Annotated in this window: 23 protein-coding genes and 1 riboswitch; of the genes, 9 read left to right on the plus strand and 14 right to left on the minus strand. The window is 45.3% G+C overall.

Annotation, left to right across the window (positions count from 1 at the left end):
- Nucleotides 1-111: 111 nt before the first annotated feature.
- From EJ063_RS05440 to norR, 7 genes are all read right to left on the minus strand, one after another.
- Nucleotides 112-1,038 carry a DMT family transporter gene (locus EJ063_RS05440; RefSeq protein ID WP_126572976.1) on the minus strand — a complete coding sequence of 309 codons (927 nt, stop codon included), beginning with the start codon at nt 1,036-1,038 and terminating at the stop codon, nt 112-114.
- A 199-nt stretch (nt 1,039-1,237) separates the two neighbouring features.
- The gene (locus EJ063_RS05445; RefSeq protein ID WP_126572977.1) at nt 1,238-2,575 is read right to left on the minus strand and encodes an MATE family efflux transporter; all 1,338 of its coding nucleotides are present in this window, start codon (nt 2,573-2,575) and stop codon (nt 1,238-1,240) included.
- Nucleotides 2,576-2,707: 132 nt separating this feature from the next.
- Complete coding sequence (locus EJ063_RS05450; protein WP_126572978.1) at nt 2,708-4,630, minus strand: monovalent cation:proton antiporter-2 (CPA2) family protein; 1,923 nt, start codon at nt 4,628-4,630, stop codon at nt 2,708-2,710.
- Nucleotides 4,627-5,247, minus strand: a complete 621-nt coding sequence (locus EJ063_RS05455) for an NAD(P)H-dependent oxidoreductase (protein ID WP_126572979.1) — start codon at nt 5,245-5,247, stop codon at nt 4,627-4,629. Before EJ063_RS05455 ends, EJ063_RS05450 begins: the two co-directional genes overlap by 4 nt.
- 87 nt (nt 5,248-5,334) lie before the next feature.
- Nucleotides 5,335-5,955, minus strand: a complete 621-nt coding sequence (locus tag EJ063_RS05460) for an HAD family hydrolase (protein WP_126572980.1) — start codon at nt 5,953-5,955, stop codon at nt 5,335-5,337.
- Nucleotides 5,956-5,968: 13 nt separating this feature from the next.
- Complete coding sequence (locus EJ063_RS05465; RefSeq protein ID WP_126572981.1) at nt 5,969-6,328, minus strand: glutaredoxin family protein; 360 nt, start codon at nt 6,326-6,328, stop codon at nt 5,969-5,971.
- 95 nt (nt 6,329-6,423) lie between these two features.
- The gene (gene norR / locus EJ063_RS05470; protein ID WP_126572982.1) at nt 6,424-8,013 is read right to left on the minus strand and encodes a nitric oxide reductase transcriptional regulator NorR; all 1,590 of its coding nucleotides are present in this window, start codon (nt 8,011-8,013) and stop codon (nt 6,424-6,426) included.
- A 224-nt stretch (nt 8,014-8,237) separates the two neighbouring features.
- Between norR and hmpA the strand changes: the two genes are divergently transcribed.
- Both hmpA and EJ063_RS05480 read left to right on the plus strand, forming a co-directional pair.
- Nucleotides 8,238-9,413: an NO-inducible flavohemoprotein gene (hmpA, locus tag EJ063_RS05475; RefSeq protein WP_126572983.1), complete on the plus strand. Its 1,176-nt coding sequence runs from the start codon at nt 8,238-8,240 to the stop codon at nt 9,411-9,413.
- A 157-nt stretch (nt 9,414-9,570) separates the two neighbouring features.
- Entirely contained in the window at nt 9,571-10,956 is a 1,386-nt protein-coding gene (locus tag EJ063_RS05480) for a CHASE4 domain-containing protein (RefSeq protein ID WP_158675990.1), read from the plus strand.
- A 49-nt stretch (nt 10,957-11,005) separates the two neighbouring features.
- On the opposite strand, the gene EJ063_RS05485 is transcribed toward EJ063_RS05480, so the two are convergent.
- The 3 genes from EJ063_RS05485 to EJ063_RS05495 form a co-directional block, all read right to left on the minus strand.
- Nucleotides 11,006-11,545, minus strand: coding sequence for a hypothetical protein (locus EJ063_RS05485; RefSeq protein ID WP_126572985.1), 540 nt, complete (start codon nt 11,543-11,545; stop codon nt 11,006-11,008).
- The gene (locus EJ063_RS05490; protein ID WP_126572986.1) at nt 11,538-12,077 is read right to left on the minus strand and encodes a YaeQ family protein; all 540 of its coding nucleotides are present in this window, start codon (nt 12,075-12,077) and stop codon (nt 11,538-11,540) included. The genes EJ063_RS05485 and EJ063_RS05490 overlap by 8 nt, the downstream gene beginning before the upstream one ends.
- A gap of 68 nt (nt 12,078-12,145) precedes the next feature.
- Entirely contained in the window at nt 12,146-12,355 is a 210-nt protein-coding gene (locus tag EJ063_RS05495) for a cold-shock protein (protein WP_004412161.1), read from the minus strand.
- A 367-nt stretch (nt 12,356-12,722) separates the two neighbouring features.
- Between EJ063_RS05495 and EJ063_RS05500 the strand changes: the two genes are divergently transcribed.
- A complete protein-coding gene (locus EJ063_RS05500; protein ID WP_126572987.1) occupies nt 12,723-12,935 on the plus strand; it encodes an alternative ribosome-rescue factor A in 213 nt (70 codons plus the stop codon).
- Nucleotides 12,936-12,990: 55 nt separating this feature from the next.
- Here EJ063_RS05500 and EJ063_RS05505 read toward each other — a convergent pair whose 3' ends face one another.
- Complete coding sequence (locus EJ063_RS05505) at nt 12,991-14,154, minus strand: threonine/serine exporter family protein (RefSeq protein WP_126572988.1); 1,164 nt, start codon at nt 14,152-14,154, stop codon at nt 12,991-12,993.
- A gap of 472 nt (nt 14,155-14,626) precedes the next feature.
- Between EJ063_RS05505 and EJ063_RS05510 the strand changes: the two genes are divergently transcribed.
- The gene (locus tag EJ063_RS05510; protein WP_126572989.1) at nt 14,627-14,986 is read left to right on the plus strand and encodes an NADH:ubiquinone oxidoreductase; all 360 of its coding nucleotides are present in this window, start codon (nt 14,627-14,629) and stop codon (nt 14,984-14,986) included.
- A gap of 190 nt (nt 14,987-15,176) precedes the next feature.
- Nucleotides 15,177-16,343, plus strand: coding sequence for a D-alanyl-D-alanine carboxypeptidase family protein (locus EJ063_RS05515; protein WP_126572990.1), 1,167 nt, complete (start codon nt 15,177-15,179; stop codon nt 16,341-16,343).
- Nucleotides 16,344-16,389: 46 nt separating this feature from the next.
- Here the strand turns inward: EJ063_RS05515 and EJ063_RS05520 are convergent, their stop codons facing one another.
- Complete coding sequence (locus EJ063_RS05520; RefSeq protein ID WP_126572991.1) at nt 16,390-16,980, minus strand: porin family protein; 591 nt, start codon at nt 16,978-16,980, stop codon at nt 16,390-16,392.
- Nucleotides 16,981-17,291: 311 nt separating this feature from the next.
- Here EJ063_RS05520 and EJ063_RS05525 point away from each other — a divergent pair, with 311 nt between their 5' ends.
- On the plus strand, nt 17,292-18,134 hold the full coding sequence (locus EJ063_RS05525; RefSeq protein WP_126572992.1) for a winged helix-turn-helix domain-containing protein: 843 nt from the start codon (nt 17,292-17,294) through the stop codon (nt 18,132-18,134).
- Nucleotides 18,119-18,598: a hypothetical protein gene (locus EJ063_RS05530; protein WP_126572993.1), complete on the plus strand. Its 480-nt coding sequence runs from the start codon at nt 18,119-18,121 to the stop codon at nt 18,596-18,598. The genes EJ063_RS05525 and EJ063_RS05530 overlap by 16 nt, the downstream gene beginning before the upstream one ends.
- A 46-nt stretch (nt 18,599-18,644) precedes the next feature.
- Here the strand turns inward: EJ063_RS05530 and EJ063_RS05535 are convergent, their stop codons facing one another.
- Both EJ063_RS05535 and gbpA read right to left on the minus strand, forming a co-directional pair.
- Entirely contained in the window at nt 18,645-19,493 is an 849-nt protein-coding gene (locus EJ063_RS05535) for a delta-class carbonic anhydrase (protein WP_126572994.1), read from the minus strand.
- A 187-nt stretch (nt 19,494-19,680) separates the two neighbouring features.
- The gene (gbpA, locus tag EJ063_RS05540; RefSeq protein WP_126572995.1) at nt 19,681-21,144 is read right to left on the minus strand and encodes an N-acetylglucosamine-binding protein GbpA; all 1,464 of its coding nucleotides are present in this window, start codon (nt 21,142-21,144) and stop codon (nt 19,681-19,683) included.
- A 69-nt stretch (nt 21,145-21,213) separates the two neighbouring features.
- Nucleotides 21,214-21,300: riboswitch (cyclic di-GMP riboswitch) on the minus strand.
- 324 nt (nt 21,301-21,624) lie between these two features.
- On the opposite strand from gbpA, the gene EJ063_RS05545 reads away from it, so the two are divergent.
- Both EJ063_RS05545 and EJ063_RS05550 read left to right on the plus strand, forming a co-directional pair.
- Nucleotides 21,625-21,978, plus strand: a complete 354-nt coding sequence (locus EJ063_RS05545; protein WP_126572996.1) for a helix-turn-helix domain-containing protein — start codon at nt 21,625-21,627, stop codon at nt 21,976-21,978.
- A gap of 100 nt (nt 21,979-22,078) precedes the next feature.
- Nucleotides 22,079-22,750 carry a DUF3313 domain-containing protein gene (locus tag EJ063_RS05550; RefSeq protein WP_126572997.1) on the plus strand — a complete coding sequence of 224 codons (672 nt, stop codon included), beginning with the start codon at nt 22,079-22,081 and terminating at the stop codon, nt 22,748-22,750.
- Nucleotides 22,751-22,752 lie beyond the last annotated feature (2 nt).

Consider the following 22,752-nt stretch of genomic DNA (forward strand, 5'->3'; position numbering starts at 1 on the left):
GGTATAAGTGCTTGAAAAATTGATGGCATGAATCATACGACTTTATCCAGTTAAGATCATCTAAGTTATTTGACGTTCCTAATCAATAAAGTCGAATGATTGAGTTATCTGTTAGCGACTTTCACGCTTTTGGTTAATCGCCCAAACAGACATTACAACTAAACTTAGCCCTAAGGCATGCCAAATTGTGAACACTTCTTCTAGTACCACCACAGCGAATATGGCGGTGACCGCAGGGCCGATATTACTGGTCAGGCTGAGTGACGTGGGCGTTAGTCTTGCCATCGCGGCTGCAATTAAATACGAAGGGAGAACGGTACAAAATATGCCGAGCAGTACACCAATCATCACCAGTTCTGAACCCCATGATGCAGGGTTAGAATTGCTGAGCGAAAGGTGAATCAGTATCGCAATGCCCGCACTGCCCATGCCAATACTGGTAAACAAAGAGCTGCCTAAGTGGCCAATTAATGGTTTGCTCCATACTAAATAGAACGCAAAAATCAGAGCAGAGGCGATGGCGAGGCCGCTACCAGTGATGACCGCAGAGCCCAATGTGCTCACATCATGAAATACAATGAAGCTGATCCCCAGATAACCAAGCAAGGTAGAGGCGATGACTGAGCGGTTCGGCTTTTGTCCGTAAAAGAACCAACTAATGAACACCACAAACGTTGGGAACAAGAAGATCAGTAGGCGCTCTAATTGTGCTGAAATAAATTCGAGTGAAGCAATGTCTAAAAAGCTCGCCCAGTAATAACCCAACACCCCAATTGCGGCGGCTTTCAGACCGTGCGACCTGACTTTTTCGCGGTTCTCTACTGAGCGGCACAGGTAGACAAACACAAGGAAGTAAAGGGGAAGAGAACTGAACGCTCTTAACGTCATGATCGATGTCGCATCACCGCCATATTGGTAAGCGATTTTGATCAAAACGGGTTTAACAGAAAAGAGTACGCAGCCAGCAAGCGCAAGCAAGATGCCGATCTTATTCGAGGAATGGGAGGGGTGGGCAAGTGTCTCGGTTTGTTGGGTCATATCTCGTTTCCTTGTGAGAGTTAAGGCTACGAGAAATGGGCTGGCTACGTTTCTCGTAGCCAGGCACAGGTTTACCTACCGGCTACAGGCATTAAGGAGTAGAAGCCAAAGGTAGGTAAACGACGTATTCATTATATAAATTCCAATCTGGTGAAAGTTCAGACTAACGTGAGCTGTATAAAAATGCAACGGGTTGCGATTAAGCGAGTTGCATTTTTCTTTCTACCTGAGCGAGTGCTCTTTGATACATAGACCAAGCACATACCCCAGCAAAGATATTACCAATAAACGCCCCCCAGAAGAGCCCTTCAATGCCACCTAACTTTGCACCAAGCCATAAACATGGCAAGAAGAAAGCAAACAGCCGCAGTGCAGAAATTGTTAAAGCCGTGTAAGACTTACCTAGAGCATTGTTGATAGACACCATCAACATACAAATCCCTAGTGGGCCCAAGCTGAAAGGAACGACTAGCAAGTGATAGTTAAGAATGATCTCGACTTCTAGCTCGCTGGTCATTAGCGAGGCGAGTTGCTCCGAGGTGAGCCATGTCAGTGCCGCGATGACTAACTGAAAGCCAAATACAAACTTAGCCGCGATGATGACTAATTTTCGGATGTCTTCGATGTTTTTAGCACCTAAGAGTTTTCCGACCATTGGTGGCATCGACATGGTTAACGCCAATACTGACACAATCGCGAAAAATTCGTAACGTGAGCCCAACGCCCAAGCCGCAACGGCAGCGGTGCCATACCCTGCAAGGAGTTTAGTCGCTAACATGGAAGAAAGAGGTGGCAGCAGTTGGCTGATCATTGCTGGCCCCATGATGTGACCAATTGAGCTGACACTTTTCGCGATATTGAGGTCGTGCCAATCAAAGCTCATCCATTGTTTATTGATGACTTTTGGCGCAACAAATACGATACCTAAAGCAAAAGCGACGATGGTCGCAATCGCGGCACCGTCAATACCCATATCAAAAGTGAAGATGAAGATAGGATCGAGCACTAAGTTCAGTAAGCTCGTCACCATCATCATGGTGCCTGGCAGCATGGTATTACCATTGGCACGGCAGACACTGTAAAAGAAGTAGAGTACAGCGCCGACCCAAGCACTGATGAGCCAGTAAATCCAATATGAATCGATGATTGGCAAGACACTTTCAGGCGCACTAAGCATCGATAAAATCGGTTCTCTAAGCAGGTAAATCAGCACAGAAAACAGCGCAACACCAATGCTGCCCATTGCGATGACCAAGCCACCAAGCTGTTTCGCATAGCGCATATCATCAGCGCCAATTGCCTTTGCGATCACTGCGGTTGTCGCAATACCAAGGCCAACCTGAAGGCCAATAATGATCATCTGAATCGGCAATGTGAACCCTTGTGCTGCAAGAGGTAAGATCCCAAGCTGACCAATAAAGGCACTGTCGATGAGCTGAAAACTCATAATGGAAAGAACGCCAAACAGCATTGGCCAAGTCATTTGGTAGAGTTGTCTGCCAAGAGAAGGCGATGAGTCTTGAGTGGTTGAAGTCATAATCAGAGGCTTGTTTGGGTTTTGAGTTTAAAGAAAACCGAGGCTATTTAGCCTCGGTATTGTTGCGTGTCACATACATCTTGGTCAGTGACTGAGTTTTCAAGGGTCATCATTGAAACTTCTTAGCTTGAGCTATGAATCTTCTTTTATGTGATCGGCATAACCCTTTGGTGGCGGCGTCCAACCGCGTTCACTGGAATCGTGTCGATCGTTGCGATCAGCTTGCATCGCGACCTTAATCTGCTCTTCTAGGTGCATAAACAACTTACGGTAGTTGTTGTCGAAGCGTTCACCTTCCGAATCGTCTTCCCATGCTTTATACAAAAAGTCGGACTTTTTCTCTTCCACTCGCTTGTAGGACGCTTTTTGGCGCTCAACATGGAAAGGATGGAAGTCAAGTTCGCGCATGGCATGAGAACCAAGCTCAAGTGCGGAATGGTACGTTTCAAGCTCAATAATATCTGCGCCTGCTTGACGAAGAAGATAGCCATGACCTCGGTCGAAAGCACGGGCTAAGACCTTCACTTGTGGGTAGGTGTGCTTAACATACTTCGTCAGCTCAACACAGGTTTCTCGATTATCAATGGCAATCACAATCATAGATGCATGTTCGATCCCTGCGGTATGCAGAAGATCTGGGCGACTTGCATCACCAAAGTAGGCTTTGGTGTTGATTTGACGCATAACATCCACTTGCGCTGCTTGTTGATCCAGAACGACGGTTTTCACTCCATTGGCAACCAACAGACGGTTAACGATCTGACCAAAGCGCCCGATACCGGCAATGATGACTGTGCCTTGCTCTTCAATCGTATCCGCTTCGCGATCGTTTGATGCATCCTGGAATCTTGGCAAGATCACTTTATCAAACAGAATGAAAAGACCCGGTGTTAAGAACATGGAAAGAGCAACAACGAGTGAGAGCGTTTGAGCGATATCTTGCGGAATAACATGGTTTTGAACGGTAAAGCTCAATAGTACAAAACCAAACTCACCCGCTTGCGCCAAGCTTAGGGTAAACAACCAGCGGTTGCTGTTACGGATTTTGAAAATCAACGCCAGTACATAAAGTACACCCGCTTTCAGAGCCATCACACCAATCGTGAGGCCGATGATCATAGCGAAATCATCAAACAAAATACCGAAATTGATGCCAGCACCAACGGTAATAAAGAACAAGCCTAACAATAGCCCCTTGAACGGGTCGATGTTGGATTCCAGTTCATGACGAAATTCACTGTTCGCTAGCACAACACCTGCTAAGAAGGTGCCGAGCGCAGGAGAAAGGCCAACCAAGCTCATCAGTGCAGCAATACCAACCACCAGCATTAATGCGGTCGCAGTGAAGATTTCTCGTAAGCCTGAACTTGCGACAAATCGAAACAGTGGGCGACTTAGGTAATGGCCACCGACAACCAAGCCAACGATTGAGGCAATGATCACCATGCCATATGCCCAACCAGGAAGGCCGGCAACTAGGCTGAGTTCGTCATGATGGTCTGAGGCTGCATTGACCGCCGATTGTGCTTGCTCAACCAGTTCAGGCAGCGCCAAAAGAGGGATGAAGGCTAGCATTGGAATGACGGCAATATCTTGGAACAGAAGCACAGAAAAGGCATTCTGGCCGCCTTCGGTTTTGCTAAGTCCTTTCTCGTTAAACGTTTGTAAGACAATCGCAGTAGAAGAGAGCGCGAAGATCAAACCGATGGCGAGTGCAATCGTCCAAGGTTGCTCAAAAAACAGCGCGATGCCCATGACGATCGCGGTGGTCCCGCCAACTTGAAGCCCACCTAGACCGATTAGACGGTTTCTCATGGCCCATAGCATCTTTGGTTCAAGCTCAAGACCAACCAAAAATAGCATCATCACCACACCAAATTCGGCGAAATGTTGAATGGTGGTTGTCTCTTCTCCGACTAAGCCAATAATCGGGCCAATGATAACACCAGCAATGAGGTAGCCGAGTACCGAACCAAGCCCCAAACGTTTCGCGATAGGGACGGCGATAACGGCAGCGGCCAGATAGATAAATGCTTGTAAGAAATAACCGGTCATTGCGTTGCCTCGTTATCCAGTGTTTCTAAGTAGTGATTAAGCTTTTCAACTTGGCTTGCTTTGTCAAAGTTAACATTGCCAGCGACGAGGGCTTCCAACAGTTTCTGCCATTGGTTTACGTGTATGTCTACACGACCATCTTCTTGAGCGGTACGGGCCCCAAACAGAGCGAAAGGCGCAAGGTATCTCATACCTGTTAGAGTTGCCATTTGCTCTAATGGATGGAGTAACTCTCGAATCGTGTAGTGATTGTAACCATCGGTTTGATAAGCATCGGCTTTACCACCGGCAGAGAGTGAACAGAAAAAGTTTTTACCATGAAGGGCGGTACCTTCACTACCATAAGCGAAGCCGTATTCTAAAACTAAATCTTGCCACTCTTTAAGAATGGCCGGAGTGGAATACCAGTAGAGCGGGAACTGAAAGATAATGGTGTCATGTTCGACCAACCTTTGCTGCTCTTTATCGATATTGATGTGGTAAGTCGGGTACTCTTTGTACAAGTCGACAACCGTAACGCCATCCATATTTTGCGCAGCAGTCAACAAATGTTGGTTTACTTCTGAGCGGTGTGATGATGGATGAGCGTATAGAACGAGAACCTTATTGTTTGGCATATCCTATCTCTGACTATTGTTTAACGGGGCTATTCTTGCACAGTGTGCGGTATAACTCTATGGTGTTTTCATCATTACGTTGAATTTCTAACGTCGAGTTTGGAAGCTTCGATAAAACTGGTCGCGTAAATCGGTGAGCTGTTCCACAACGATGGACGCATGATGATGAAAAGGAGTGTCGTTGCCATGAGTCACCAAACAAGAGGGCATATCGGCATTGAACGCCGCTTGAAGATCGTAAAGGTAGTCACCAACATACAGGACTTCATAACTGGCTAAGTCCCATTTCTTCGCCAAATATTGCAGTGAATCGGGAGCGGGTTTTGGTGGAAATTGCTCGCGGGTGATGACCACCGGAATCGACAAACCATTGTGGGCTAATTTGGTGTGGGTTGCTTGTTCACAATTGCGAGTAATGACAGCGGTATGGAGAGCGTGCGTCTCTATAAACTCTAGCAGTGGTAAACATCCAGGCATTGGATGGGAAGACTGAGCATCTTCTTGTTCATGTTGCAGAATGAGGGCGGAGGCATATTGCTGTTGCTGAGTGCAATCTAATTGTTCGACATAAGAGAGCAAATCGAGATTGAGTGGACAACCGATTTGCTCTCTTAACCAACGAAAGTCCATATCTGAGCTCACTAAGGTATTATCGAGATCAAACACAATGGCTTTGATTTGATCAATATTCAGTGGCACATAAGACATAGACTCTCCTTAGTTATGCGAATTCTTTCTCCAGATAAGCAACGATATCAGAAGATTCATACATCCATTCTACATTGCCTTCTTTCTCAATTCTTAGGCAAGGAACCTTAATTTTACCACCACCGGCTTCCAATTCTGCGCGGTGTGCTTGATCGTTTTTCGCGTCACGTAAATCAAAGCTAACCGATTGACGTTTCATTGCACGGCGCACTTTTACGCAAAATGGGCACGCTTCAAATTGATACAGTGCGAGTGACTGAGCTTTTTCGTTTGCCGTTTGTTGCGCGTCAGCTGAACGCTTTACGCCTTTTGGTGAAAAAACAAAGTTTAGGAGTAAGATAACTCGCCCAAGGAACCAGCGGATAAACTTCATACAAATCCTATTGAATATTATTAAAATCTACGGTGACATTTACGTTACGCATTGTAACCGACTTGTGATCATACTTAAACTCAACCTAGCTTAATTTAGTGTTGCTTAATGTGGTGCTGCTTTGTCACTTCGAGCCCCAATCGCTTTGCCAGCCTGGTTAAATTTGCGCGGTCGGTTTTCAGCTGTCTTGCGGCTTGAGCCCAATTAAACTCGGCCTTGTTGAGCGCTTCGATGATCATTTGGCGTTGGTAAGCTTCGGTGGACTCTCTTAATCCAAGCGAGGCGTCAATCTCATGGCTTGCTGTAGAGGCTGGAATATCAAGGCTTTGTGGTAGATCGAGTAGTGCCCTAAGTTCACCAATCTCTTCGGCAGAAATCGTGATCAACTTGCCTCCACGGCCTCGCGCTCTTGCTTTTAGTGCCGCTCGGTTAATCACATGTTCTAACTCTCTCACATTGCCTGGCCAGTTGTATTGTGACAGTACCATCTGTGCTTCTTTGCCTAGTTTGATCTGAACAATGCCAAGTTTTCGTCGCGCTTGCTCTAGGAAATAGCCAGCCAGAAGAACGATGTCACCGTTACGTTCACGTAAGGTCGGGACAGTGATAGGGTAAACACTCAAACGGTGGAAGAGATCTGATCGAAAACGGCCTTCTGCGACTTCTTCTTTTAGATCTCGATTGGTGGCAGCCAATACGCGCACATCAATCGTTTCAACCTTGTCTTGTCCGACAGGCTGAATTTCGTTGTTTTGCAGCGCACGGAGGATCTTACTTTGCGCAGCCAAAGGCAATTCACCGATTTCGTCAAGAAACAGTGTGCCACCATCGGCAAGGGCAAACTTACCTAAGCGTGATTTCTCAGCGCCAGTGAAGGCGCCTTTAACGTGTCCAAACAGTTCACTCTCAACCAAATTCTCAGGGATCGCTGCGCAGTTTACATAGACCAAAGGGTGTTTCTTTCGTGGTGAAAGGTGGTGGAGGCTTCTCGCCACCAACTCTTTACCAACCCCGGTCTCTCCATGGATAAGAATATTGAAGTTAGAAGGGGCAACAACCTCAATATCTGCCTTAAGGTTTTGCATCGCAGAGCTATCACCAATGATCTCGCCACCATCGCGATCCCATGATTCTTCGTTTAACTCTTCAAATCTTTGCTGTGTCTGCTTGGCTTGTTGTTCCAGTTGGCTCACAGACAGGGCCACCTTAAGCGTTGATGCTGCAATGGCAGAAAGGGCCTCTAGGCTACGAGTGGGGATCTGTTCAAACACGCCCGGCGATAGGCTATCTAACGTAAGGACACCCAGTAATTTGTCTGAATAGATAAGTGGGAGCCCCATGCAGGAGTGCATAGGCAGATCGCCCTCATAATCGAGAAGCAGGTTATCGAAAGGATCGGGTAATTCACTGTCAGCATCGAATCTTACCGCCGTTTTAGACGCGCATATTTCGGCAAACCTTGGGTGCTCAGCAATCTTGAAACGTCGCCCTAGCGTGTCACGAGTTAAGCCTTGCATTGCGAGTGGAACGAGGGTGTCTCCTTGCAGAGAGAGTAAAGCGACACAGTCACACTGAATCGCCTTTCGAATCGCATCGAGCAGGCTATTGAAACGGTCTTGTTCATTATCACCACGCGCGAGCCCGATGGTCATATCGATCAGAGTAGAGACAGAGATATCTTGCATGTGAGTCCACTTTTTCTTTCAGATTACGTCTATGCTTTAGAATTAAACACACTGGCTGTGATAAAACAACTTTTTAGTGTCATTATGACTTGATTTTTGTGGGTCAAAATGACATGAATATTAATCAAAAAGCGATAATTTCCAATTGTTTACAGGGTTTTAATTATTGGCACTGTTCCTGCTATATGGAAGTGAAATCAAATAATAACGAGGAGAAAGCTCCAATGCTTAACAACCAACATATTGAAATCGTAAAAAGCACTATTCCGCTCTTGGAGTCAGCGGGGCCTGCATTAACTCAACATTTTTACCAAAGAATGTTCTCTCATAACCCTGAGCTGAAAGACATTTTCAATATGACGCATCAAAAGACTGGGCGTCAAAGCGTGGCACTGTTTGAAGCGGTCGCGGCGTATGCGAAAAACATTGAAAACTTAGCAGCCTTGACGACGGCTGTTGAGCGTATTGCCCACAAACACACCAGCTTCAATATCCAAGCCGAGCACTACCAAATCGTAGGCCATCACTTAATCGAAACATTGCGCGAATTAGCACCGGAAGCGTTTACCAGTGAAGTCGAAGAGGCTTGGACTGCGGCTTATCTGTTTTTGGCGCAAATCTTTATTGATCGTGAAGGCGAACTCTATTTGCAGCGCCGTCAGGCTGTGGGTGGCTGGGCGAACGCAAGACGCTTTATTGTGAGTCAAAAAACGGCAGAGTCAGAGTTTGTGACTAGCTTTGTATTGACTCCGGAAGATGGCGAACCGGTATTGGACTATCTACCGGGCCAGTATATTGGTATCGAAGTAAAACCAACCGCTGGCGAACACAATGAAATTCGTCAATACTCGCTGTCGCAAAAGCCAAATGGTGAGTCATACCGAATCTCGGTTAAGCGAGAAAGTGGCGAATTTAAAGGATTGGTGTCTAACTATCTGCATGATGAAATCGCAGAAGGTGATGTAGTCAACCTTTACCCACCAGCGGGCGACTTCTTCTATCAAGAGAAGAGCCAACCTGTTGTATTGATCTCGGCGGGTGTCGGCGCTACGCCAATGCAAGCCATGCTTCAAACACTGGCCGATCAAAACAAAGCCAATGTGACAGTCATGTACGCATGTAATAACGACCAACAACACACGTTTAAGAAGCAGACGGCAGAAGTGGCATTAGAAAACAACTGGCCTTCATACAGCTGGTACTTAAATGATACAGGCGCAGATTTTAGCGGTGAGCTAGATGCCAACCTCATCGCACGAGAGCTTCCATTGGATAACGGTGATTTCTATCTATGTGGCCCAGTAGGCTTTATGGAATCTGTCGTTAAACAGTTGGAAGGACTGGGTGTTGAACGATCTCGTGTTCACTATGAAGTGTTCGGTCCTCATACTTATTTGTAATTTCACCTGTGAAGGTTTGAACTAAGAACGTAAACCTACCACCAACTCTACCTAGGCCCTTTATCGTTAAAGGGCCTTTTTTGTGTTCTTTAAAGAACATACTAATAGAATGTTATCCTGTATAGTTCAAGGGTCATTAATCTATAGGTGCTTCGACTTGCTTGGTTCAACTGAAAAACGATTGCTTGTAATTTTTCTTGCAGTAACGACGTTTGTGCTCGGTGCGATAACCGTTGCTTCTTATTACTTAGAACGACATGAACACACGGCCCGCCAATTTCAAGAGAACGAGAGTAAGTCTGTCCTAGGCTTAAGGTTACTCGGCTACCAGCTCGATCAGCTGAGCATCATCGCTCATGATTACGCATTTTGGGACGAGACCTACCAATACATTGAAGGCCGCAATGAGCCGTTTTTTGTTGAAAACTTTGATGTTCAGTTACTTGATACACTGCATATAGCCGGTGTAGCTATACTCAATAATGCTAACGAAACAATAGCGACCAGCGCCAATATCTCGGGCTTTGATGACATTTCTTTTCACGAGCATTTATATGATGTAAAGCATGATGTGGATGATATACCTTATCAAGGCATCATGTTCCATAATGAGAGCTTATTCCTTTTCGCCAGCGCTCCGATCAAAAGCACCAACCTTAATTTTCCGTCAAATGGGCGATTGTTGTTCTTCAAACAGATCAACCAAAAAACAATGTCAGGGATTTCAGAGCTAATTGGTGACAAATTTCGCATTGTGACTAAGACGGAAGAGACTCAGTTCTTCACGTTTATTGCTCAGACCCGTTGGCAAATGTTTACCGAGCAACAAAGTCTTGAGCAGAATACTATGCAAGGAACGTATGTGATTGCTCAGGACAATCGAGACAGAGTTCCTTTAGAGATTCAAGTGCACAGTGCGATGGAGGCTCCGTCTTGGCAAGAGCATATTTTGCATTCTGCAGCCCCTATGACGGCGATTTTGATTACGCCGATCCTGATGATTGTCTTGCTTCGAAAGTACATCACGCGCCCACTTCAAGAACTGATCCGTTGGTTAAACCAAGTTGATGGCTCACAGCTTGCTGAAGAGTTGAAACCGTTCAAACACGCGGGAAATGGTGAAGTCGGGGAGCTGAGTGAAAAGTTCAGTAGCATCTATAACAACTTGTACCAACAACACCAGTTTAGTCAGCTGTTGCTTTACTCTATCAGTGACGTGATCTTTACGGTCGATCACTTAGGGAACATTGATTACTGTAACCCGGCCGCGACGGAATGGCTGAATGTGAGTGCAAATCAGCTGTACGGTCAAAGTTTTGAGTTTCTTATCTCCAATATGTCGCAAGATACACCAAGCCCTGCAAACTGGCTCTATCGTGCGATCCACAGTGCGAGTGAATACAGCGGCATTTCGCTGATTCGTAAGTTCGGAGAATCGTCTCAAGAAGAGTGGATGGAAGTTCAAGTGAGCCCAATGATCAAAGCGGATGATGAGCCAGCGGGTGCGCTGATTGTTCTGAGATCGAAATCAGACTATGTCTAATGAACAAACCACTAGTGTATGGAAAGCCATTCACTAGTGGTGAGTAATGTTAACCAAATAAGCGTTTAATCAGAGCCATGACTTTCGACTCTGACTTTTCCTGAATAGGAGAACGCTCCACTCCAAGATAGTAACTCTCTAGAAACTGAGCGCGCAGCTCATGAGTGGGAGACTGAAGCATTGGACTTAGCAGTTCAGCGGTATTGAATGCGTGATCATTGGCTAAACTGAAATCCATTCGCAAATACCCCTGCAGATACACCCACAAATGAGTGACAAGAGAAAGCTGTTGGCTACCAAGCTCATCAAATTTATGGCTGTGTTCTGGGCCAACTTTTTCATCGATCAACTGACGCATAGCCGATGCTGACTCTGCATAAGAGGTGACGGATGATGTCTCTTCGATATGCAGTTTTGTGAGTAAGCCGAGCAGGTGATTAATGGGTTTGATATCCGGTTTGTTGCTAAGAACTCGAGCATAAAAATCACTGTGTTTGTCGCACAGTAATTGCCAATTTTTGCCATCATTCGCCACACTCGGAATTGAGTCTGCTTGAATCGCTTTCAGTTGAGCTTCGAGCTTAGTCATTCGATTGAAGCGTCTCTAATGTGATTTCATGAGAGCCGTTGTCGGAGTCTACGAAAAGGCTGTTGCCCGTGATCATCACTGATAAGTCCATGGTCCTTGCCACGGTTTCAGACAGCGCTTCAATGGCTGCTGGGTCAAAGCGGTGGATATTGACCTTATATTGGTGAGACTTGTTTTTAGTCTGCTCCCACCATACGTCTGACTTGCTATTGAATGAGAACACATCAACTGCTGGTGCTAGGCGACAAGCCTTTTTCATGCGGTCCAAAGACGGTTCGCCAATATCAACCCAAAGTTGAATTTGATCATCGAGCGATTTAACCCAAAGGTCCGGTTCTTCGGTGGTCGAAAGTCCTTTTGTTAGCGCCAGTTCTGGTTGCCATTTCACACAGAATGCCAACACGCGAGCCATCATGCGAGGTACGGTTTCCGAAGGATGCTGTGCAACCGTCAATTGAGTCGAGTCATAAATGTCACGGTTGGTGTCAGATAGGGAAATACGGAACTTATAGATAGTGGGTTTGAGAGCCATAAAACAACTTATATATAAAAAAATAGCCAGCGTAATGCTGGCTATTGTAAATCTTTAGTACTTAAGAATTAAAGTACTTTAATGTTCTCAGCTTGAGGGCCTTTTTGGCCAGTAGTCACAACGAACTCAACTTTCTGACCTTCAACTAGAGTGCGGAAACCGTCACCTGTGATTGCAGAGAAGTGAGCGAAAACGTCTGGACCGTTTTCTTGTTGGATGAAACCGAAACCTTTAGTTTCGTTGAACCATTTTACTGTACCAGTAACAGTGTTAGACATAACGTATATCCTTGATAAATCATGTAAAAGCCATACGGCATTGATAGCGTGGAAAAGGAGATTGCTATAGTGCACGACGTTACGGAAGATATCGATAAACCTAACGGAACGGCGAAAGTAAACAAGTACCGTTTTCAAGCTGATAATCAGTCTAAAGAGACGTGCAACTAAGTCAATAACAAGCGAGGGATTTTTGACCATGATGCAAAGGTTTTCGTTAGAAATTTGCGCTAGGTATTATTTCGATAATTTTGCTGATACATCTATAAATCGTGTAATATTTGTTCTGAAGACTTTTAGAGTTATTACTAATAAATATCATATTAGATCAACACCAAACAGGTTTTAACAAACCCTCGGAGGCCATATGGCAAAGCAAAAACGGTTGAAGCACCAAGAGAGTGCAACAGTCGACATCGAGACGGAACTAGGGCGTGGCCAAATCAACGATAATGCACTGAAAGCGGCGGTAACCAGTCAACTATTTCGGATTAGAGTAGAGAAAGCGAAAAAAGGGAAAGGCAGTTTTAAACGAAACATGAAACATAGAGGCAAAGAGCCCTATTCAAAAGCCGCTTAAATAGCGTGGTTTGAATAGGGCTCTTTCTATTAGGCGTTAAGAGCGTTGGCTTTGATTAACGTTCGATCTTCGGAGAATAGATGGAATACGCCGTGATCTGTCCAGCCACGATGGCAGAGAACATAAACAACGCTGACAAACCAATACTTGGTATAGGCAAGATCGACTGCTCAAATACAGACTGACTTGCACTCACCAGTACTCGACTTCCTGGTACCAAAATGATGATGCCTTGAACAATATAGATTGAGCCAGTGAGATCCATCTTTTTCGCAACCCAAGTACCGTAGAGCGTGATCAAAACGGTCGTTACCCAAGTGCCGACAACCCAACCGCTATCAAAACCTAGGTAGAATGGACCCCACATTCCAAGCACCGCAACGGGTAAACCTAGAAGAATGTCCATCGGGCGCGCATTAAACATCACACCAATCGAGACAGAAATCAGAAACAGGCCAAAGATGTGCAGCCATGTGGGCACTTCATTGACATAATTGATTGACTCCGCTTGTCCCCATACCGCTTCACCTATGTTCAGCCCCATGACGATCCCGACAAATAACTTAATGAGGGTTAACGCACTTTGCCCGAGTAGACTTGTTCCTGATACCAAATCATTGAAAGCAAGACACTCTAACGAGTTGGCGATGGATAACCCAGGGACAAACAAAACGATGGCGGCGATACAGAGTGCCCAAATAGGAATAGCTGCGCCCGTGCTGGCAAAAGCGGCCACAAGAATACCCGTCAACAACGCGGCGATAAACTCTGCGGCGATGGCGCGGCGAGCTCTGCAAACTTGCTGTGTTAGCCAAACCACGAAGCCTAAAAAGATCGAGAAAAGGACGGCTTCCATGGTACTGCCCACAAGCATCAAATACGCAGGTGGGATTCCCATGTTAGCCAAGGCGATTACCCACTTCGGGTATCCCACCGGTTCTGGAACGGGCTCATTACTTGGCTGATTGATTCGAATAATGGTGTTGGCGAGCAAACTCAGGTTGATGGAGGCTGGTTGATGGCGTTTCATCACCACCACATTATTATCATCGGGGAATTGATAATTCACCGTTGTCGGTGAGGCTTGAATCATCACGTCAACGCCATGCTTACGGGCATAAAATTGCGTATATTTTTCGAGTTTGTAGGGTGCGCAACCGCTACGATGAAGGGTGTCGCCGATCTCGACAATCTTCTTAATTCTGTACTTCGAAGGCATGGTATGTAGTACGTAAAAAATTGTGCGGCAAAGGTAACAAAGGCGTCTAACGTATTCGAGCGAAATAGGAGGGAAGAGTGCGAGAGCTCACACTAATTACTCCGTTTGGGGAAGGGCAAGAGGTCATTATTGAAAACTCAGTTTTTGAGGTGGGATTTTTATATAAAACCACACCCTTATATCGATATTGTTCACAAAAAAGAAGATTTTTTAAATTGTAACTAATGTTATTTAATTGTAACCGCAGAAGTGAGTAATCTTAGTCATATTGCTCTAACTCATTGAGATATGGAATCTAACAAAATTAGGTATTTAACAATAATTTCACACGGTGTAACAGAGGTATTTATGGTTAATAAATGCACAAAAATAGCACTTGTATTTCTATGGGAAATGGCGAAAATAACCGCAAAATGAGTTTGCAAAAATGAAAGGAAGCTTTTCCTAAATTTGAATTCAGAGGCGAAGTAGTATGAAGTTATTTCTAATTTTTATGGTATCCATCTCAGCTGGCGTTGCATCGGCTGATCATCTTCATTCATTCTTACTTGGTTTATACGTCGCAACTCTAGCGGTTGGTAGCTGCTATTGGTTTGCTTTTAGAAGCAGCCGTTTCCCTCAGTTAGCATTGGTGCTTTTGCTTTGTGGGCTGTTCTCAAAGATTGCCATCACGGTAACTGGCGTCTTATGGGGTCTATCTCAAGAGCTGATTAGTTCACCTTTTGTGTTCTCGCTTTCTTACTTGTTCTTCTCAATTGTAGCGACGTATGTTTGGTTTGCTTACAGAGAAAAACTCATGGCGAAGAAAGATGCTTTATTGAAAGCAGCATAAGAAAAGTAAATTTAGTGAAAACCAGCGGTTAAACTCGCTGGTTTTTTTGTGTCTAAATTTGGGAGCAAACAGCCATAATTTCGATATTTCGTGTTGAATAGTAACGATTAGTTTCAGAGTCGCTGCATCTTGCATCAGCTTGTCTATACTGAATCCGACTATAAACGACTACAGTGAGATGTCGCACATCATGAAATCACGCTTTCTAACAGCATCAGTACTTCTTTCGACAATTTCTGTTTCAGTTGGGGCAATGGCTGCACCCACCATCATTCCCGACCCTCCAGCGTTAGGCGCAAAAGGCTATATCCTGATCGACTATCACACCGGTGAAGTGATCGTAGAGAAAAATGCCGACAAAAAGCTCAATCCAGCCAGTTTAACTAAGTTGATGACGGCGTACGTAGCAGGCCAAGAGGTCAACAGTGGTAATGTCTCACTGAGTGACCAAGTCCGAATTAGCCGCAATGCATGGGCAAAAAACTTTCCTGATTCTTCAAAAATGTTCATTGAAGTGGGCACAGACGTTGAGCTTATGGACTTGTACCGAGGCTTAATCGTCCAGTCAGGTAATGATGCCAGTGTGGCCATTGCGGAACACGTAGCGGGCAGTGAAGACGCATTTGTTGGTTTGATGAATTCTTGGGCGCAAAAATTGGGCCTTAACAATTCCGGTTATACCAATCCGCACGGGCTCGATAGTGATGGTCTCTATTCAACGCCACACGATATCGCATTACTTAGCCAAGCGATCATCCGTGACCTACCAACCATCTACCCACTCTATAGTGAAACCTCTTACACCTATAACGGCATCACTCAGTACAACCGTAATGGCTTGCTCAGAGATCGTAGCCTGAATGTCGATGGCATGAAAACGGGCTACACAAGCGGCGCAGGTTACAGTTTGGCGACCTCAGCAACGAGTGGCGACATGAGACTGATTTCGGTTGTTATGGGGTCTAACAGCGCGAAAAGCCGCGAGTCAGAGAGTAAGCAACTACTGAGTTATGGTTTCCGCTTCTTCGATACTGTGTCACCGACTAAGCCGACAGACACGTTAGCAGAGGCCAGAGTTTGGATGGGCGCAGTCGATCACGTTTCTGCAGGCGTAGATGAAACGGTCTTGATCACGTTGCCTAAAGGTGACGCCAATAAGCTGATCGCAGAAGTGGAGTTTGCGGGTGAACTGACCGCACCAATTCGCAAAGGTGACCCGATCGGTAAAGTGATTTACAGCGTTGAGGGTAATGAAGTTACCAGTGCTACCTTAGTTGCTCAGCAAGATGTTGAAGAAGGTGGCATCTTTAAAAAGCTGATGGATTGGCTCAAACGCTTAGTGGCAAGTTGGTTCTAAACTGTTCAGATAGAATAATGGCGAGGTTGATACCTCGCCATTTTTTTTAGAACTTGTAAGTCGCCGCTAAGTACCAAGCGCCTACCGATTGATTGTAAGTTTTAGAGAAATAAACATCTTGCATCTCAAGCTCGTAGTTATCGACTTCGTATGCAGTACGCAGTGACAAACCTTGCAGCTGTTGAGGTGTGTACTCAAGTCCTACACCTGTTCGGATAACGCCGCCATCATCAGAAAAATCACCCATCTTGTAATCAATCGAACCAAGGCCGATAGTGGCAAAAGGACGAAGACCATTATCAAACGTGTAGCCTAGGTTAGCTGCAACGGTAAAGGTTTTTTGTTCGATTTTGCCTGCGGTGATGTGCATACCTTGACCAGGCGCATGCACTTTAATGTTGGTGTCGCCATAGCTAGTGTATTGCGTTTCTAAGCTAACAATACGGTTGAACTGGTAACCCGCAATGATTTTGTATGAGTTATCAGAATCGGTCGTGATTGCAGCACTAGAGCTAGTTAAAAGTCCGTCATCGTCAAAATCTGTGGTACCCACACCTGCACCTAGGTAGAAACCGTTGTGAACGTTTGCACACGCAACACTAGAGAAAAGGGCAGTGACTAAAAGGAGTTTTTTCATTGTTTAGAGTCTCGATTGAGTGAGGTTGTTTTCGGGGCAGACTCTATAAAACTGAGATTTTTTGGCTAAATAAAATTCAAATAAAAAACACACATTATAAAATTGTGAAATTTAGGTTTTTCTAAACTCAATTTAAGCGCTTGTTTTATATAGGTGTTGTGCAATTTTTTACCAGATTGCTACTCTTGATTTATAAATGCAGGCAAGTAGACTGTGCCACCTTATAAATCATCAGCCATTCATACATCGGCTGTCGCAACGAGCCTTCTTGAGTACGTTGCTAAGATCTAACAGCAAGGTATAGCGATTCAATGAAAGCGATTCAGTTCTCTTCACTAAAGCTAGAATGCGAAACACGAACATTATCTAACGACGTTGGTAACCAAGTTGTCCTGCGTCCGTTGCCTTACGAAGTGTTGGTGTTTCTGCTATTAAAAGGCGCGCCTGCATCTCGCGAAGAACTGTTTGAAAAGTGCTGGGGTGGCGCTGTGGTAACCGACCAAGCCCTAACCAACGTCATTTCGGGTCTACGCCGCCATTTCCATGTGTTAAGCGCCAAAGAGATCAATATTCAAACCATCAGCAAGGTTGGGTACTTCCTTGATGTGGAGGTTAAGATTATTGAGGCTCTGGAATCTGTTCAAACAAATGAAGATACCGCCGATGTCGAACCAATTTCGGTAGAGGCTTCGCCACAGGCATCACTAGAAAGCGTTGAACATACATCAAAGCAGGGCCTTCATTTCAAAGCTTCTTACCTTTTGGTGTTTGCTTTGCTGGCGATGATCGCGGCGACGTTTGTTTTTGAACCTTTTAAACCACGTTCACCCTTTACGGACTCTTCGCAATATGTGCAATTGCTAGATGGAGAGCCAACGTTCTATTTTATGGATGGCACGGACGGCATGGTTGATAAGGCGTTTTTAACTGCCCAACTTCGCAAAGCTTCTTTTACTCACTGTGCCGTTAATGCTTATGTACGTGTTTTTCCCTCTATTTATGAGCCCGATGTGATTGCAATGACGGTCAGGCTGAAGTCTAAGACCAGTCCACATTCTCATGTGTTTCAGCATTTTAATGTCACGAATTTAACCATGGCCGAGTCGGTGCTTATGGCATTTGATAATCGGGAGGTAAGATGCGAGTTACAATAGGGGCACTGATAGCCATATTGATCGCAAGCGTGATCTATCAATGGCAGTTTGCGACATACAATTTTACCGGTACACGTTGGTTGTGCTCTGAGTCGAAGTCTGGATTTACGTCTGAAACCTATCGTCACTATCGAAAAGTCTCAGAAATCACGGCCATTTACTTTACCTCGAAAGAGAGTGTGACCTATTTTCAGACGGGTAAGTTAGTCCATCAAGATGGTATGGAAGAACCGTATGAACTGATCTTAACGGCTGATAACGAGACTAAGGGGAATCAGCTTAAGCAGACGTTTAAACGAGTGGATTGGAACCTAAGACCGGAGCAATCGCCACTCTATATCAGAGACAAAGACAGTCTCGTGGGTTACAAGTCCGACCTAAGGTATGAGGTCGATGGGAAACTGCTGTTTTTGTATAGCCAATCGGGCAGTGAAGACATCAACATCGCTTGCCATCAGTCATAAAGAAAACGGGCACATAAGTGCCCGTTTACGTATGTGTTGAATCGATTTAATGGTCAGCAGAGAGCAAATCTGGGTTGGTCACCAGATTACGAACCCCGTGTGCGTGGTCTTCATCAAATTTATTGCTTTCTAGCCATTTGGCCACAGATGCAATATCTACCTTGGCGACTTTTGGTCGAACGCTCCAAGTAACTTGCAGTGGGGAAGCTTTTTCGTTGTAGCTTGGGCCTGTTGTTGAACCCGCGTATTGGATAGGTTTACCGGTCTCAGTAGGAATGTTGATCGCTTGGTAGACACCGTCTTTCTGTTTAAATTTGGTTAAGTCGACAAGATCGAGTGCGCTCTTGTCATTCACTACGACAAAGACTTGTGTCTCTACGCGCAATTGAGGATTTGCAATGGATTCACTGAGACATGCCCCAAGTGTTGGCCCCGGCGTAACCTGAGCGCTCGAATGCACATAGTGAAGCTCAATCGTGTCACCGGGTTGAAGCTGGCCGTGGCCTTTAGCGCCCACTTGTCCTTTAAACGGTTTCAATTCGGCTTCACTTAGCTGCCCATTATAGACATAGCCAGTGTTGTAACCCTTACCATCGCCGTTCCCTGCGTAGGTACTGAATTCACCGCCTTTGTGCTCTGCATTTTTGTGGAAGTGAATATTGCATAGGTTCATTTCAGTATAGCTAGGCGCCGTGCCGAAGTGGCGTGAGTTATTGCCGGAAAGGTTATCAATGTCTCGTGGGGACTGAGGGCCAAAGCCTTGCCCTTGAGTATTCTCGGCCAGTGCCGCTCGTTGTTTGGCAATCACACTGTCAGAAACATCATGGCTGCTTGCTGCAAAAGCCGCTGACGAAGAGAGAGTCAGTAAAGACGAAAGAAATAGAACTTTATTCATGTGCGTATCTCAGACCTTATATTGGTTGTGAAAGCCATTGAATATACAAAGCCTATTCCCTGACATGCATATTAAAAGTGTTAGCCTTTGTGAGAGTGAGGGGCTGATTCCATTAAATTGTCGATGTATGAAAACAACAAAGCGAATGCTGTGTGCATCCGCTTTATCTATCAATCATAGCTAATGATTAGTTCAATTTGTTCCAAGCATCTGCCCAGTGAGAGCCTACACCTGGTTCATAGTGGTTTGCAGATGGCGACCACTGCACACAGAAACCAGAGTATGGGAAAGCCTTACATTGGTAGATATTACCGTCAGTTGCTAGAACCTTAGTACCTGCCTCGTAGTTGCTAAAGTTCTCAGGGAAAACAAAGTCATAGTCGCCTGCTGGTGGCGGTGTTTGCTCTTCCACTAAGTGGAAATCTAGCGTGTTTTGTTCAATCACGTTGCCTTGCGTATCTTTCATGATAGAAACCAGCATGTGATGACCCGGTTCAGATTTTGAAAGCGTCAGTTGAACTGGCTGAACATCACCATCTTTTAAAGACTCAGAGTATGACGCTAATGGCTCGCGGTGGTGGTTGTAAACCGTCAGCTCAGCGGTGATGTCACCCACGGCGTACAGAGTAAGATCAAGCTGAGTCGCGTCTTGACCGATGATGTACTCAGGCTCTAAGCCATCGATTTGAAGATCGTAATCCGGTTCTGGTGTTTCGATCTTGTAGCCGATCTCAACGCTTTGCAGGCCAGAGCCTTGCTTTAAGTAAACAGGGTTAGTGCCATAAACCGGCGTCACTTCACCGTTTTCACCTAGTTGGCCGGAACGAATCTGAGTCTGTTCTTGGTTGATCTTGGTTGCCAGTGCGTGTGACCAGTTGTTCGCTTTACCTTGCTCACTCGACTCGATCATTAGCTCAGTTGTGTAGCTCGCATTCTCGCCTTGCTGATCGAAAATACGGGTATAAACCTTATCGCCAACATTCAGATTCATCGTTGGTGTAATTTGGCCGCCAAGGTTCCAGTCAGGAAGAACAGGACCGTCACCATCAAACTTAACGTCAATCACGTTGTAGAAAGAAGCGGCGGTATCACCCACATCCCAAACTGCCAGAATCGCTTGGTAACCTTCACGCTCAGGCACATTACACAGATGGCTCACACGTTTAGGTGGTTGAACCATACCGCCATCTACCACACAGAAAGGATTCAAATCAAATGAACTGCGCGCTAAAGGTTGGTTTGGATTCCAATCGGCTTTAGTGATGTAGTATTTCCAATCTTTGGTTACGTGGTTTGCGGTGAACGTCCATTCAAAGTATTGGCTACCCGATTGAATAGGGCGCTTAACCCAGCGATCTGCGGTTTGCGCATCCAGTGCTGCGCCTAATGAGGTTTCGCCACTGGCAATCTTGCCATCACGAGGGCCAGTTTCTGGGAAGCCATCAGGGCCTTCAACACTTTGAGGTTCATATTGAATCGCACCACAGTTGGTGTTCTTTTCATTGGTGTCGCTGGCTGGGAACTTACACAGCGCTACGCGGCTCTCAGCCACACCGTCACCATAAGCAGACACATAACCGTGGCCGTAGCTTGCACCGCTAACGGAAAGCAACGCTAAGGCGATAAGAGATTTTTTAGGGAGCTTGTTCATTATTTGTCCTCTGACTTTTTGACAAAAAAAGTTAACTCCGGCAAGCGCTCATTGATTATTAAAGTAAAGAGCGGCAACCCCGCTATCATGGGCAATCATGCCGACAGACCGGAAGCTTTGCGTCCTACCTTTTCAGATAGTTTGCCAGAATTGCCTATGTAGGCAGGCGGAATGTAGCCAACGGAATTTATAAATGCCATGTGACCGATAAAAATGTGGAATGATAATCTCGGTTTAAAGTTTGTTTCAAAAATTAACTTGCCAGCTGATAAAGGTTGATTTTGTAACTCATTGAATAATGGTGGGTTATTAGAATTAACCATTGTCTTGGTGAATAGTTTGGCTTTTTTATTATCCACGCTATGTGTCAATTTTTTGGGAATTTCCGACAATGCGCTGACTTTGCCTGACTCGTTCTTGACAGCATTAGCTCAGAAAACTCCGACAATATGCCCAGTCTAATAAAAGCAAGGAACCATCATGGAATTTACCGAAAGAGACAGAGAGGCTCTCTACCAAACGTGGATGTCAAAGAAATCTAAAATGCGTTTAACCCAAATGGAATTTGCGAAAAAACTCGGTATGAATCAGCTTAGTTTCTCTCGTGTATTACGTGGAGAAGACCCAGTGACCATGCAGTTTGTCACTCAGTTTTGTCGCTTACTTCACATTGAACCACATACAGTGGTGCCGTCATTGAAAGAAAGCCAAAGCTCAGGGCCTAAAGTGGTGTATCTACAAAGCCGCATGAGTGTCGATGGTGAAATCCAAAATGCCTACATTGAAGGTAACCAAGTCATCGTCGAGTATGCTCATCGAGTACAGCCATCTTAATTTAGACCTGGGTCTGAAATAGCCAAACAAAATCGACAAAAGATCCACATATGGTATAGCATCCTCACGTTAATTATTTTCCCTAATTGAAGTGCTATCTATGAAATCTATAAAACTTGCCCTAATAGTCCTGACTGGTGTTGTATTGGTGGGGTGTGCGGGCGGCCCTGTGCAGCGCGCAACGAAGTTCACCACCTATGAAGATTTTCAGCCAGGGCCAAAAGGTGGCGTAGATTTAGTTTGGGCACGTATTGGCCTAAGAGATCCAGCACGACTTAAAGATAAGTTAGACGAGTACGACTCAGTGGTGATTGACCAAGTGTTTGTTCTTGCAGAAGAAGACACGCTTGATCAAGAAGAGATCCAAGAATTGACCGATTACATGGTCAGCCGACTAGAAGATAAAATCTCCCCTTATAAAACGATTGTTGATGAACCAACCGGCAGCAGTTTACGCCTTAGCATTGCGTTAAGTAACGTTGAAACGCCCAACCCAATATTGGCTGTTACCAGCAGCGTGCTTCCATTTGGTTTAGCGATGTCGACCATTTCAAAAGTGGCGACCGGTGAGCACACTAATGTGGGCAGTGCGAGTGTCGAGCTGTTGGTCAGCGATGCACAAGATGGAACGCCACTGTTTGCTGCTATCGACCGCGAAGCAGGCAATAAAGACTTCTCGACCATGATTGATGCTTTAGATGACGCGAAAGATGCAATCAACTATTGGGTAGAGCGTTTAGGTGTTACTCTAGAAAACCCTGAACAATTGTAGAC

This window comes from Vibrio aquaticus (assembly GCF_003970385.1).
Classification (GTDB): Bacteria; Pseudomonadota; Gammaproteobacteria; order Enterobacterales; family Vibrionaceae; genus Vibrio; species Vibrio aquaticus.